15 protein-coding genes are annotated in these 12,672 nt (G+C 40.2%); all 15 read right to left on the bottom strand.

The window, feature by feature from the left end:
- Nucleotides 1-41 precede the first annotated feature (41 nt).
- Nucleotides 42-2,165: a tape measure protein gene (locus tag QQF33_RS16920; RefSeq protein WP_285158270.1), complete on the bottom strand. Its 2,124-nt coding sequence runs from the start codon at nucleotides 2,163-2,165 to the stop codon at nucleotides 42-44.
- 7 nt (nucleotides 2,166-2,172) lie between these two features.
- On the bottom strand, nucleotides 2,173-2,568 hold the full coding sequence (locus QQF33_RS16925; RefSeq protein WP_285158271.1) for a hypothetical protein: 396 nt from the start codon (nucleotides 2,566-2,568) through the stop codon (nucleotides 2,173-2,175).
- Nucleotides 2,552-2,716 (bottom strand): hypothetical protein, encoded by a 165-nt coding sequence (locus tag QQF33_RS16930; protein WP_285158272.1) that lies wholly within the window; start codon nucleotides 2,714-2,716, stop codon nucleotides 2,552-2,554. Before QQF33_RS16930 ends, QQF33_RS16925 begins: the two co-directional genes overlap by 17 nt.
- 5 nt (nucleotides 2,717-2,721) lie before the next feature.
- Complete coding sequence (locus tag QQF33_RS16935) at nucleotides 2,722-3,078, bottom strand: hypothetical protein (RefSeq protein WP_285158273.1); 357 nt, start codon at nucleotides 3,076-3,078, stop codon at nucleotides 2,722-2,724.
- 89 nt (nucleotides 3,079-3,167) lie between these two features.
- Nucleotides 3,168-3,731 carry a hypothetical protein gene (locus tag QQF33_RS16940; protein WP_285158275.1) on the bottom strand — a complete coding sequence of 188 codons (564 nt, stop codon included), beginning with the start codon at nucleotides 3,729-3,731 and terminating at the stop codon, nucleotides 3,168-3,170.
- Nucleotides 3,731-4,048 carry a hypothetical protein gene (locus QQF33_RS16945; protein WP_285158276.1) on the bottom strand — a complete coding sequence of 106 codons (318 nt, stop codon included), beginning with the start codon at nucleotides 4,046-4,048 and terminating at the stop codon, nucleotides 3,731-3,733. Before QQF33_RS16945 ends, QQF33_RS16940 begins: the two co-directional genes overlap by 1 nt.
- 92 nt (nucleotides 4,049-4,140) lie before the next feature.
- Complete coding sequence (locus tag QQF33_RS16950; RefSeq protein ID WP_285158277.1) at nucleotides 4,141-4,428, bottom strand: hypothetical protein; 288 nt, start codon at nucleotides 4,426-4,428, stop codon at nucleotides 4,141-4,143.
- Nucleotides 4,429-4,433: 5 nt separating this feature from the next.
- Nucleotides 4,434-4,901: a hypothetical protein gene (locus QQF33_RS16955; RefSeq protein ID WP_285158278.1), complete on the bottom strand. Its 468-nt coding sequence runs from the start codon at nucleotides 4,899-4,901 to the stop codon at nucleotides 4,434-4,436.
- Between the two features lie 542 nt (nucleotides 4,902-5,443).
- Nucleotides 5,444-5,638, bottom strand: coding sequence for a hypothetical protein (locus QQF33_RS16960; RefSeq protein ID WP_285158279.1), 195 nt, complete (start codon nucleotides 5,636-5,638; stop codon nucleotides 5,444-5,446).
- 2 nt (nucleotides 5,639-5,640) lie between these two features.
- Nucleotides 5,641-6,282, bottom strand: a complete 642-nt coding sequence (locus QQF33_RS16965; protein WP_285158280.1) for a hypothetical protein — start codon at nucleotides 6,280-6,282, stop codon at nucleotides 5,641-5,643.
- A 70-nt stretch (nucleotides 6,283-6,352) separates the two neighbouring features.
- Entirely contained in the window at nucleotides 6,353-6,856 is a 504-nt protein-coding gene (locus tag QQF33_RS16970) for a hypothetical protein (RefSeq protein ID WP_285158281.1), read from the bottom strand.
- A gap of 1,639 nt (nucleotides 6,857-8,495) precedes the next feature.
- Nucleotides 8,496-10,028, bottom strand: a complete 1,533-nt coding sequence (locus QQF33_RS16975) for a DEAD/DEAH box helicase family protein (RefSeq protein WP_285158282.1) — start codon at nucleotides 10,026-10,028, stop codon at nucleotides 8,496-8,498.
- Between the two features lie 199 nt (nucleotides 10,029-10,227).
- The gene (locus QQF33_RS16980) at nucleotides 10,228-10,425 is read right to left on the bottom strand and encodes a hypothetical protein (RefSeq protein ID WP_285158283.1); all 198 of its coding nucleotides are present in this window, start codon (nucleotides 10,423-10,425) and stop codon (nucleotides 10,228-10,230) included.
- A 316-nt stretch (nucleotides 10,426-10,741) separates the two neighbouring features.
- Complete coding sequence (locus QQF33_RS16985) at nucleotides 10,742-11,104, bottom strand: hypothetical protein (RefSeq protein WP_285158284.1); 363 nt, start codon at nucleotides 11,102-11,104, stop codon at nucleotides 10,742-10,744.
- 896 nt (nucleotides 11,105-12,000) lie between these two features.
- Nucleotides 12,001-12,360, bottom strand: a complete 360-nt coding sequence (locus QQF33_RS16990; RefSeq protein WP_285158285.1) for a hypothetical protein — start codon at nucleotides 12,358-12,360, stop codon at nucleotides 12,001-12,003.
- Between the last annotated feature and the right edge of the window lie 312 nt (nucleotides 12,361-12,672).

The raw sequence follows: 12,672 nt of genomic DNA on the forward strand, positions 1-12,672 counted from the left end.
ATTTTTAAAAGGGGCGCGGTTAAGCGCCCTTCTTATTAGTATCAGTAATGAACTGAGTAATCCACGTTTGCATAATCTGCGTGATGGTTATACATTTCCTCATGAGAAGAAAGCATATCTTTCAGATTAGCGGTTACTGAGTGAGTACCTAGTTCACCTAAGTCAATTTCAAACTTAATAGGCTTGTCAGTCACATCTAATTTTGTTGTAACGTTTACGCCCTGTGCAGATTGCGGTGAAATAAACTGTGCTGGATTCGTTGCACCTGTCCAGTTACCTTGCGCAAGTGGGGTATCACCAAAGAGGCTTTTAGCCCAATCTGCGCCCCTGTCAAGTGCAGAACCTTTCACGAACAAGCCAGATGCAGAGGTTTCTTTCCCCTCATATTGAGGCTGAATGAATCTATCCCAAAAATCCCACGCCATAAGACCACCAACAGCAGCAGGAACAGCAGCAGCACCTAAGCCAGCAGCAGCACCCCCAGCAGCAGCTTCACCCGCTCCAGCAGCACCCGCACCCATACCCAGCAGTTTCTTCACGATACCTAATGAACCGGATAGAGCACCTACACCCGCCGTAATGATTCCAAAGTCTACAGCCAATTGAGCAAGGTTTTTCAACAGTGATTGAGTTTTAGGGTCTAAGGTATCAACCCACGCTTCGAACTTGAGCGCCCACCCGTCAACGTGCATTGCAAAGGTTCCAAGGTCACTGACATAGTTTGAGAGTGTTTCAAAGAAACCACCAATAGCTTCACCTAAACCTTCTGCTAAAGTTTGCGTATTATCCAGGACACCAGATACAGCACCAGCGAAATCACCGAACCCTTCCGTGAATCCACGTGAAATAGCTACCTGTGAATTTTCAATACTACCATTCATTTGACCAAGTTTCACAGAGGTTAATTGAGAGATAGCAGCTAACCCGCCCTCTTTTTCAATTTGTTCCTGCATCAACTTGTTAACTTTCGGTAGAATATCAGCAGACTTAACCAGACCGTTTTTCATATCGGCTAAAAGTTTCTGAACGCCTTTTGTACCTGCATCACCTGTATAAGCTTGAGCAAATAACTGTTCAGAACCTGGTAACGCTTCTGCTAATTGGCCTTTTAATTCTTCACTGGAAATTGTGCCTTTAGCAGCCATTTGTTCAAAGGCTAATTGAGCGTGTTGCAACTTGTCATTATCCAGCCCCATCAAACGGCCAAATGTTGACGACGTTTTATAGAATGATTCAGATTCCTGAACGCCTAATGAAGGTGCAGCAGAGGCAACAAATTTAGTCAGACCTGATAAAGTATCGGACATACTCAAGCCCAATTGACGCGCCATAGTGTCAGCAAATTGTTTAGCACCTAATGCTGCATCATTTCCAGGTGTGGAGTATTTGCCAAAGACAAAGTTAGTTGCAGTGTTTGCAGCCTGGCGATTCATACCCGCTTCAAGAGAAGATTTAAACAGTGTGAGCGCTGCTGTAACGGCTGCAATCCCGCCAACCATACCAAACAACCCTTCATGAGCACTATCAGCAGAGTGACGTTCTGAACGTGCTGCTGCTCGTGTTTCGCGGTCTAGTTCCTGTAATCCCATACGGAAACGGGCAAGCGCTGCATCCATACGATTTAAATCACCAGCAGAACGGGCTAAGGCAGATTCAAACCTTGCTCTTACTTCCTGTGCTCTTAGACTTACATCACCGCCACGTGTCTGTGCTAGACGCTGGTAAAGTGCAGAAGAATTAGCACGGCGTGACATACGTTCTTCAAGGCTCAGTGTAGAACCACCACCAGACGCACCAGGACGACCACCACGACCACGAGAACCAGAACCGCTACCTACGCCGCCCAATGCTCTGTTTGCTGCTCTAGCGGCCTTTTCTGCTTCACTGGCTACGTTTCTGAACATAGCCCGACCATCTACACGAACTTTATTAATCCCGCCTAGATTAGTTTTAATTGATTTTGCAGTATCAGCAGCGTGTTTATTCAGTCTGTCTAAACTGTCACGTGTGCCTTTCGTGAAGTCATGGTTGAATGCAGAGTTGAAACGTTTTTCAATATTAGCGGCAATGTTATTTGCCACCTTTTCAATCTTTGGTAAGTTCTTTGTAATCTTGTCAGAGACATTAAGTTCAATTACGAACTCATCAACCGTAAATTTTGCCATTCATAAGTTACGCCTTATTCTTAAAGTCAGCTTCAATGATATATCCAGGGAGGCCATTTTCCCCAAACCAGTTACCACCACTGAAGCCGTTAAATTTGAAAATCTCTGCTCTACCATCTACAAGATTGAAGAAATTCATGAAATCCTGATGAGTAGTTTTCAACCCGTCACTGTTCAACGTAACTAAGTTTGAATTCTCACGTGAAGGGAAAGACAAGGTTAGATATACGGGCTTCCCCTCCGACATTGTTAAAACATCATCAGCAAAATCAGATGCAGCGTGTGCATCACTTTCACCATTCAGGAAGTAGTTCATATATTTTCGGGAGAGGTTTTTTAATGAAATCTGGAAATCTGGTTTTGAAGCAGTGCAGAATGACGGGCAATTATTTGTCATCATCATTATTACCTTCCTCTTCTTCTGTTGCTTCTACTGGTAAGAGTTTTGCAACAGTCTGAAAATGTGCTCTAACTGGATTGCTTACCAGCTTTTGATTCTCAGGCTCTTTACCGTCATAGAGGCTTTCATAATATTCTTCATCAAATAGCATACACATTAACTTGCTGCCTTTTGTGGGAGTCTTGCAACGGTCTGGAATACTGGACGCTGTACAGGTTCAACAGGTGCAGTTTTCGGTGCTGCTTTCTCAAGCTCTTTAAAACCTGTTGAGGATAGCGCTTGTAAAGCCTTAGAAGCTTCAAGACGTTCTTTAGGTTTTAGTGTGGCTCCATCAATACCAATGGAAGCTAAAAAATCATTGTCACCTGTCACCATTGCCACCCACATTTTTACTACTGGCACAGCAGCAGCATCAGCTAACAATTGTGCTTTCGAAAGTGCAGATTTATTACGTGAACCTTTTGCACGTCCTGGTGATAGTTTGTGTCCTTTCTGGAATCCTACGTTAGTCATTATTATATATCTCTTTCGGATAAGAAAAAACCCCCGCTCAGAGAACCCTAGCAAGGCCAATGAACAAGGGTTTTAGATGTTTGTTTATTTCACTTCACAGCTTTCATTAACTCTTCAAGACTCATAATCTGCGCTTTAGCTTGCAGAACGGTTTTCTTGAATGATGTAAGTTCAGAACGTACTTTTGAAAGTTTCTGCTCAACATAAGCAAGCTGCTTATCACATTCACGTTCTGCATCAGGTTTTACTTCATCGGCTAATTGCTCAATGCTGAAACCTGGTTCAATGAAGTAATAACGGGTCTGGTGAACTTCTGGAACCTGTTTAAGTAGCGTGTAACCCTCAGAGGCTAGCTTCATTAACTGTTCAGTGTTTTCACGAACAGAAACAGGGTGAGTAGTCTTATTATGAGTTACACGTAAAACTTTAGGATGAGAACCACGATTAATACGGTCATTAACATAGTCAGTAATGAACTTACCACGAGAATCTTTCAAACCCTCAATCTCATCACAGAGTTGTTTAATCTTGAACTGATAATCAAGCAGCCCAGGAATTGCTTCACGTTCAATTTGAATAAGTTTTTCAGTAGGTGTAAGGTCAGACAGTTGTTTTAAAACTTCTGAATCTTCGGAATCTAGAATTGCAAACATTATTCAGCCCCTTCTGTAATATGGTTAACTTTATCAAGGGAAGTTGTCAGACCTTTGAACGCCTCTGTGAGTTTCTCAGAGATATTATTAATTTCCTTCTCAACTTCCAGCACGGAAATTGACAGTGCAAATTTTAAGACAATTTCACGGAGGTTATCAAAAGATTCCTGCGCAGCCTGTGCAGCTTGTGCTTCTGTCAATCCTTTCTCAATAAAGTATTCATTCATAGCAAGTAATACGTTACCCATTTCATCAGGCATAAACGCACCCATTGCAACAGACAAAGGGATCTTATCAAAATCAAGTTCGATATTCATTTATAGTAGTTTCTCAGTAGTAATAATGGTTACTTATCACTAAAGAACAGATTCAAGAATCCAGATAGTGATAAGTAACATAAAGACGGTCATCAGTGGATTAATCCCAATGCACGTTTGAATGCTTCACTTTCGTAATCGAATCTGACGGGGCTAGAAGCTTTCTTATCAGTTTTCAGATTACCATGCTCTTTGACAGTAACAGTTTTCTTTGTCACTGGTTTAGTGGTAGCAACAGCATTCTTTGCAGTTGGTTTATTAGCAGCTTCATGTTTAGCTTTAAAAGCGCGTAATTCTGCTAGTTCTTCACGTGGGGTTTTCTTCTTAATGGCGTTACCTGTTCGTGAGTGGAAAACACCATTTGCATCATAACCAATCATTCATATTAAGCCCCACACACAACTACTGACCATGTTGAAACAATTAGTGCTCTTACTGCATCCTGAATAGCTTTCACGGTAGCAGGAGTGGTTACAGAACCATCTACAGCAGCAGAAACTGCATCTTCAAGAATGGTATCTTTAATCTCAATTGGATACATTGCATGAGGTTTTGTTAAGTAACAAAGTTCAGTGTCTTTGTATTGCTTAGTCAAACCCGTATTCACGTCAACGGCCTGTAAAGAAATACCTGCTACAGCATCAGCTTTCACATCAGCTACTGTCTTAAATTTCACTGGTAGACATTTATCATCGACAAGACAACCGATGAATAAATCCTTAACTTTGCTCAGGTCATCAGGCATAGGAACTACTTCACGTGTTTCACCGTTCGGTGTTGATTCTTCATAGGCAATAAAATCTACTGTTTCACGACCACGCGTAGCAATATGGAAAATATTAGGTACAGTCATTTTAATAATCTCGTAATTTGATAGAGGTAATAGATACAGGTTCACTTTTCAGTAATGCTAACAGGGTGCTCTTACAAGCCTTTGCATGGTTGACGCTGCATAATAAGTTACATTGAAAGCATTACTGAAAAGTGAACTGTTCAAGGATACAAAGAGAAATGCACCATTAACCGCTTGCTACAGTTTCAAGTAATGGTGTTTTCCCCTCCCTCTTTCCGAACAAGAGGAAAAAGAAGGAGTTTTAAACGAGCAGAATTACAAGACACTCTCTATGGTGCATGTAGTTCTTTGGAAATGTTTGAGAACCCGTTTAACCCGAACATTTCTCTTTGTATTCTTAACGGTAAAAAAGAGACCTCTATACTCCATGTAAAGAGGTCAACTTGCAATAATGGAAGTTCTGTTTTTACCCAAGGAGGCATTGAGTATGAATTAATAGTAGGAACACCAATTCATAAGGATAATATAAACCTTTTGTAAAGATTTGTAAAGATAAATCTATTGGCAAAAGGTCAAATATATGGAGTTCTTTAAGGGTTTTCCTAATAGATTTGCTTCAGCGCCTTACTCATGAGTTTTGCACCTGCATAGATTGCATTTGCTTCTGCTGGCGTACTGTAACCACCCAGGGAGATTAGTTTCCCGTTGTGCGTTACTCTTGCGTAGTTTCGACCATTACCAGCAGGATGCACACCCTTAAAGCCTGTTTTGTTATTCTGAGATTTCATGACTGACATTCTTAGATTCCTCCATTCCATGCGTTATAGTTCACTGAAAATGCTGCATTCATTGCTACAGCATTCATTTCTTCTCGTGTTTTACGTGGATTGCATTTCAGACGGATATCACCTGTATTATCGCCACTAATGCAGGCTCTAACCTGATGATTTGTGACCTCATACAAACGATTCTGGAAGCGAATTGTGTATAACATGGTAAGAGGTTCACCTAAACGATTTAAAGCCCTTCCAGATAGCTTAGAATCCTTGTATTTGTGTCGTTCAGGATGACTTTCAGTCATGTGAACATAACCCGATGAATCTACGCTGTAGAATTCTGAGAGATATTTTTTCAACGTCATTTGTTTCACATCCCTAATGGTTCGTTCCATCACTGTTAAAGGCAAGCTAGCCCCTTTGACAAATTCCCGATGCAAGGCAAATTTACCAGTTTTAAAATAGTTCAAAATCTTACTTAATTTGATGTTCACAGGCTCACCATCATAGCTAAACCTGACAAATTCAATATTACCTACCATATGCACTAGCACCCTTTCACCCGCTTTATTTCTGTAGTGGTTTTTCTTCCAGTGAAGAGAGGTGTTGTTAGTGCATGGTCTGAAAAGTTCATTAATGATTTCTTTGATTGGCTTATTGTACATTACATAAAAATTCCTCTCTAAGTTTTGTGATTCTTAAATAATCACCTTGCTGAAGGCGAAAGTGTTTTAGTTAGTGCGGAGTTACAATACAAGCAACCTGCTTACCTACGTTAGCCTTAATCAAATTCCCCAGCTCTGTTCCTGCTGCACCACTCACTGTATAAATATTGGCGCTAGCGCTTTTAGTAAACGTGTATGTATGACCGTTATTCCTCACATACATTGACCATGAGCCTTGTTTAAAGTTATTCAGTGTAAGGAAAATCTGATTACCCATAAAGGCAAGGTTAACAAACCCTGTAAAGTTACCACCTACAGTATTTCGTTGAATGGAGCCATAACCACCCGCTCCCGTCACAACACCCCATGAAAGGCTCTGCTTATTGGCTGGTGTAAAAATAAGGTTCCCGTAATTTTTACCTAGAAATTGTGTTGCCTTAATATCAGGTTGCAGGTCTGAACCCACTAGTTTAGCCATACCCAATTTAACCGCACAGGAGCGCATAGAGCTATCACCTAAGCATTCAGCCTTTACCTGTGATAGTTTGAAAGGTGGTTTTAAAGGTAGTGTCATTCTGTCACCTCATCATTACTATTATTATTAAATACATCGACCATATACAGCCCATCGGCCATACATAGCAGGAGAACCCATAAGATATTATCTGGCGCAGCAATATGAGTGAGACATAGAACCATGACGAACAACGAGACAAGACGAACGAGAAGAGACATTAAACCTCACAGGATTTTTTTAAAATGAATGGTATGCAGAAGCTGGTAATCAGGCCATCACTGGTGATAAAATATCTTTCCAGTCACTTAACGGGGTGCAGAGTTTAGCCCCACTCCTGCGTGATGGTTGTTACTTATTTCATACAACTATTTTACCATCTATTTACAATCTGTCTGTACAGATATTAACCAGTTAGTTTAACTGTTCAGAAATTTTTTATAACGGACAGCGCCACTATTCACCCTGCCCTTCGGGAGTTCTGGAAAATATCTGTGTAGCCCTTTCTTTTGAGGATTCTGCAAAGTCTGTCTTTTGAGGATTCTGCTCAGCCTGCCTATACCTGCTTGACACCGGAGAAAATGTTAAGTACCTGTTACGGCAAAATCTTAAAATATCTTCACAGATTTTTAACACATCATTTCACAGAGGATTGCAAGAGATTCTTTTCAACCCCCTATCACTACAGCACTTTATGTGATTTAACATCTCATCAACACGCTCTATTCAGTTTCTATTCATCATGAAGTGTTGATTTTACTGCATACCACACTGAATAGTGCATGATTACCCGCTTTCTATGCACTCCTGAAACATTCTGTTACCAGATTTACCATAATGACCATAAAGCGCACTAGGTGTATGCACTGGTGATAATAGGCTGGTTTATAAGGGTATTTTACAGAGAACTAAAAAAAGGTCTGATTATGCGCACTGAACACAGTTACTATTGAGTTAAATCTTAACATGATTCTAACAATCAACCCTGAATTGGTCTTACTAGTTATTTAATCCTTGCATCTGGTCACATAATCTGATAGCTCAAATCAATGTGACTGCAAAGTTAACCTGTTAACAGAATCTTAACCACCCTCCCGAAAGTAACAATCTCATAACATGTGACAGAAATGTTAAATCAACTTAACAGAAACTCAACATGAAAAGTCTGTGTAAAGTTCTGTAAATATAGTTGCACCAAAATGGTGCAGTGGCTAGCACTAAGGGAAATTTCAACCAAACTAACCACACTCTACAAAGTAACATTTTCCAGTTCAATCATCAACTTACAATCAATCCCTACTCTATCAGACTCTTTATAGATAACTGAAAAGTAAGCTTTTGAGGGTGCTAATTAGTGGGTATTTTACCATCAGATTACTAATAGATTACCGTTAAAATCATCATTAAAGGGAATGGGCTAAACAGCGCACAGGAATGAAGAAAAGAGAATTAGAGACCTGCTTACCCTGGCGGGGCTTCTGCCCTCTCTCGCCCTTCTGGAACGGTTCAAAAACAGGACAAATACCCTAAAGACGCTATGAGGTAAATGTCCACTTTTCAGAGTTCATTTTATGAACGGTTGTTTTTATCAAATACCCTAAAGATACTATAGGGTAAATGATAATTTTTTAGAGTTCGATTTCAGACCAATAAAAGGTATCAAAAAGCCCCTAAGAGTCTATAGGGGCAAAATGATACTTTATGACTTAGGCCATTTACGCTTAACTGTAGCAATGCCTTTTCCTGTATAAATCGACACTTCTTTTTGTGTGGGTGCTTTACCGAACTGAGCGGTTAATTCTTCAATTGCATCAGTGATAAGCTTTGCGGTTTTATCACCCTTAGTGAACACGCGCTCATTCTGTTCTTTGCGCTCAATCCTGACAGGTTCAAAACCACTTACAATCTCTGCTTCTGGAAAGTAATTTTGTTTGATGTAATCAGCCTGGTGTGAATCCAGAACCACAAAGTGACAAGGTTTGATTGTGTCATGAGTATTAAGTACACCCTGCTTTCTGATAACTGTTCGGGCTAAAAACTGATAACAACATTCAAGCGTTTCCCATTCCTCTAACTCAGTTGCTTCTTCTGGTTCATCGCCGTAATCCTTTTTAATATGGTCTGGTAAGTTCACACAACCTAACCAAACTGCAACCTGATATTCATCAAAGGAGTTCAGCCCCTGGCTTTTATATGGAACCTGAACACCCTTAACAGAACTGAACACGCTACTGAACTGTGATTCAAAGTCTGCATTGGAAGCCCAAATAAACGGTTTACCGATACTTGATACCAACTCACCAGCTTTTGCACACACTTCATCAATATGTTTATTCAAGCCCGTCTTAGTGGCTTTCTTGTCAGTCAGAATATAAATTTTAATTCGACTGGTGTTATGGTGCTTATTACGTGATTCAGGAATTACAATTTTACCTGATGGTGTTGCTGCTGATAAAAACCCATTTCGTAAACCAGTTTTAACCCACGGGGATTTATCAATCAAAGAACCAATTACAGTTACTTTATTTTCGTTGTAAATACTGGCTGCAATATATAAATCCGAGCGGGCAGAGCATTTAATTAACTGCTTGTTTTCGCCTGGTAGCTGCTGAACCCTGACCTTATCGCCATTGATAAGCGCCACAATAAGCCCCGCTGATTTGGTATCACCCGCCCTTAATGACTTTCTCAATTCATGCACGTCTGTAGCATACATCAGGCCGTTCATGGTGACGGTGTGAGCTAACCACGGATATTGACCGGATAACGACAAATCAATCACAGTCTGTAGTTGCTTGCGGTTCTCTGGTGCTTCATCAATAAGAATCTGGTAATCGACCATAGCAAGGCGTAAAGCATCATCATAGTGCAACCGCATAGAGAGTAATTCTAGCGCCTTGTGACTGCAAACAATGACGCGGTAACGATAAGACTTGACCGCCTCACAAATGGTACTTGTGACACTGGCTTTATCTCTCAGTTTGCGTAGATTAAGATTCTCTGTAGAAATCAGAACAGAATCCGGTAAACCCCGCTGAATCTGTTCACAAAGAATTTCAGTTTTAGCCGCAACGATAAATTTACTTGCTGGTGTAGCGTTAATGTGATTGGAATATGTGAATGTTTTACCTGCACCACAAACAGCCCTGACAAATTCAACACAGGCGCGTTCTTTTGATGTTGTACATTCTTTGATTGTGACACCTGCATTTACTTCAATTACTTCTGACATTATTTCACCTCATACTTAAAAACCCTTACACGTCATTTTGTCGTTTCTAAAAAAGACTCACCAGCACGTTTAGCAGCTTCTGCATGATAATAGCCCTGTCTGGTAAATCTTTATATTTTAATGCACCTGGAAATCTCATTCGTTTTACCTCAAATTTTATAATCTTTATCACGCATGGATTGACAGCGATAAGCGCCACTCAACCATTCATATTTTCAACCTTGTATAATTCACCGCGCAAGAAACCAACCTCAGAAGACCACCATAAAACAGCCTCTTCAAATTCATGACCTCTCGTCATATATTTAGCAATCAACTTATCTTTGTTTCGCTTGAAGTGGTTCAACTCACTTTCTGCAATTGTGATAAGAGCATTGCGCTTTTCTTCTTCTGACATTCACACCTCATTGTTGTTTTAAAAAAGACTCACCAGCACGTTTAGCAATCTCTTCATTGTCATAGATTCCAACCCGACACATTACGCCCATGTAATCAACGAACAATTCGACTCTCCCGCCTTTCCGATACTTCATTACCATCATTAACACCCCGTGAATTCATATGTTTTTCATTTGATAAGACAATGTTAACATGCTTTAACATTCACACTTTGCGCGAAATCAATTTATATTTACATTTCTTTACAAACTGATTTACAGATAGCAGAAAAGCACCATCTACAGATAATATAGATAGTGCTCGTTTCCGTGGTATTAACGCAAAACTAAGGACGCTTTATTTTTGACCTTAGCTTTCTGCCAGATGTTGAAGTTACTATGGAGTTTAGCAACCTCGTTAATCAACTTTGAGAAATCAGAGTCAAGCAACCATTCAAGCGGGAATTCAAACTCGCATTCACTTTCAATTTCTTCACCATACGACAGGCCAAAAAGAGCACTGCTAAGGTGTAACGTAAATGCGCGGTATTTCTCCAGCCATTTAAAATCCAACTCATAGATATTATGAGAAGCCCAATCTTTTGCAGTTTGGGTTAGTAGCCTGTCAAATTTAATAGCCAGTTTTTCAGCTTTAGTCTTTGCAGCTTCGGTCAATACGGTTTTGGTAACAGGTTTCATCTTTATTACTCCAGGTTGTTTAGGTGACAACTGGCACGGGTAGCGATGTGATGAGCATCCTACGGAGTCAATTTAGACTGTGTGTCGGTTTTCCTCAGTTTGTTTAAAAAATGGGGCTAAGGCTCGTAACCCTAGCCCCGAAAGAACTAACTAATCATTAAATACAACGCCAATATCACATCACGTTTCACATAGAACAACAAACGGTTTCCACTGGTTAGTCTTTCATGTATCTACCAGTTTTATTGATAAGGGCAAACTGTAGAGATCTCTGCTTAGAAAATGAACAAAATCACCCATACACTCAAAAGTGTTTATCTAAGCATTGTTAACCACTCCTGACGATAGATTAACAGATGCGAATGAAAACAATTTGCAGGTATTAGTTATTCTCATATGAAAGTGATTGTGATTTTCAAATGACAACTTAATGCAGATGAAAGCATTTACCATTTGAGAACAGTTCACATCTGGTAGTGACTCTCAAACAAGTATCTTTACCATATGGGAATTGCTACCGGATGAGATGATTTCTTATCTGCCATTGTGATTCATTCCCATGACGGATAAAACGATTGATTGTGACGTTTTTGATAGGGGTTTACTTTGAAACCTGGAATGTTTCACATAGACACAACATATCGAGAAATTAGGCACAATGCACAATTCTACCAGAAACACAATACCCTCTAAAACGCTCTTAAACGCGTTCTGAGAGGTTCTAGCTCTACCCTGTACCTTTGCATTGCTTATGTGTCGTTCGTTGAATCGTACAGCTTTACCTGGGTTATTTAACATCATCATCAGCTTTGTTTACAACTAAGCAACACGACCATCTTCAAAAGCTGGTAAGCAATAGATATAAAAAAGGCGCTCCAGTAAGAACGCCCTTTCATTCAACCCTTCATCTCATCGGGTAGATTCTCGTTCAGATATTGCAGAACGTTTTTGTTCAACTTGTGCTTAGACCATTTCCAGGCTTGCCAGAATTCAGGGTTATCAAGATAGGTTTCAGAGGGCGCTTTCCAGTCCTGTATTACCATGAATTCCGCGAATAACTCAGGGTCTCTTTGTTTTAGAAACTGTAGAAGCTTTATCAAAGTGAATGCTGCTGCTGATGGTTGCTGTGTTGGCGTGGTTCTGGCTTCACCGTCATCAATCCACTTGATAAGAGTGCTTCTGTTCACCCCCATTATCAGTGCTAGCAACGCCCTGTCTATATTTAACTCATTGAATATCTTATTAAAATCATCCACCTGTTTCTCCTTATTTGATTTAGGTCAACTAGAAACCAGATTTTACCACACCTAGCAACCGCATATCAGGCCGATAGCACCTAAAGATAATTTGTAAGACAAAACAACCCCTTACCAAACTTTACAATTGAGATGGTGAAATATCGCTTGCATGATGTTGCCACTAGAAACCATAATCAGCGCCATGACGAACGGTGTGATTACGAATTAACCGAAAACGTGTGATTTCATGTTATACAGTAACGCGAAAAAGCGCTTTACATCACATTTTCACGGGAATACATTTCACGCCATGTCAAACGGTTTACTGCT

It is taken from the genome of Lelliottia wanjuensis (genome assembly GCF_030238365.1).
Lineage (GTDB): Bacteria > Pseudomonadota > Gammaproteobacteria > Enterobacterales > Enterobacteriaceae > Enterobacter > Enterobacter wanjuensis.

What these genes read in the sequence shown, in the direction of transcription:
- QQF33_RS16920 (WP_285158270.1), bottom strand. Translation starts at nt 2,165, where the DNA reads ATGGCAAAATTTACGGTTGATGAGTTCGTAATTGAACTTAATGTCTCT.
- QQF33_RS16925 (WP_285158271.1), bottom strand. Translation starts at nt 2,568, where the DNA reads ATGATGATGACAAATAATTGCCCGTCATTCTGCACTGCTTCAAAACCA.
- QQF33_RS16930 (WP_285158272.1), bottom strand. Translation starts at nt 2,716, where the DNA reads ATGCTATTTGATGAAGAATATTATGAAAGCCTCTATGACGGTAAAGAG.
- QQF33_RS16935 (WP_285158273.1), bottom strand. Translation starts at nt 3,078, where the DNA reads ATGACTAACGTAGGATTCCAGAAAGGACACAAACTATCACCAGGACGT.
- QQF33_RS16940 (WP_285158275.1), bottom strand. Translation starts at nt 3,731, where the DNA reads ATGTTTGCAATTCTAGATTCCGAAGATTCAGAAGTTTTAAAACAACTG.
- QQF33_RS16945 (WP_285158276.1), bottom strand. Translation starts at nt 4,048, where the DNA reads ATGAATATCGAACTTGATTTTGATAAGATCCCTTTGTCTGTTGCAATG.
- QQF33_RS16950 (WP_285158277.1), bottom strand. Translation starts at nt 4,428, where the DNA reads ATGATTGGTTATGATGCAAATGGTGTTTTCCACTCACGAACAGGTAAC.
- QQF33_RS16955 (WP_285158278.1), bottom strand. Translation starts at nt 4,901, where the DNA reads ATGACTGTACCTAATATTTTCCATATTGCTACGCGTGGTCGTGAAACA.
- QQF33_RS16960 (WP_285158279.1), bottom strand. Translation starts at nt 5,638, where the DNA reads ATGTCAGTCATGAAATCTCAGAATAACAAAACAGGCTTTAAGGGTGTG.
- QQF33_RS16965 (WP_285158280.1), bottom strand. Translation starts at nt 6,282, where the DNA reads ATGTACAATAAGCCAATCAAAGAAATCATTAATGAACTTTTCAGACCA.
- QQF33_RS16970 (WP_285158281.1), bottom strand. Translation starts at nt 6,856, where the DNA reads ATGACACTACCTTTAAAACCACCTTTCAAACTATCACAGGTAAAGGCT.
- QQF33_RS16975 (WP_285158282.1), bottom strand. Translation starts at nt 10,028, where the DNA reads ATGTCAGAAGTAATTGAAGTAAATGCAGGTGTCACAATCAAAGAATGT.
- QQF33_RS16980 (WP_285158283.1), bottom strand. Translation starts at nt 10,425, where the DNA reads ATGTCAGAAGAAGAAAAGCGCAATGCTCTTATCACAATTGCAGAAAGT.
- QQF33_RS16985 (WP_285158284.1), bottom strand. Translation starts at nt 11,104, where the DNA reads ATGAAACCTGTTACCAAAACCGTATTGACCGAAGCTGCAAAGACTAAA.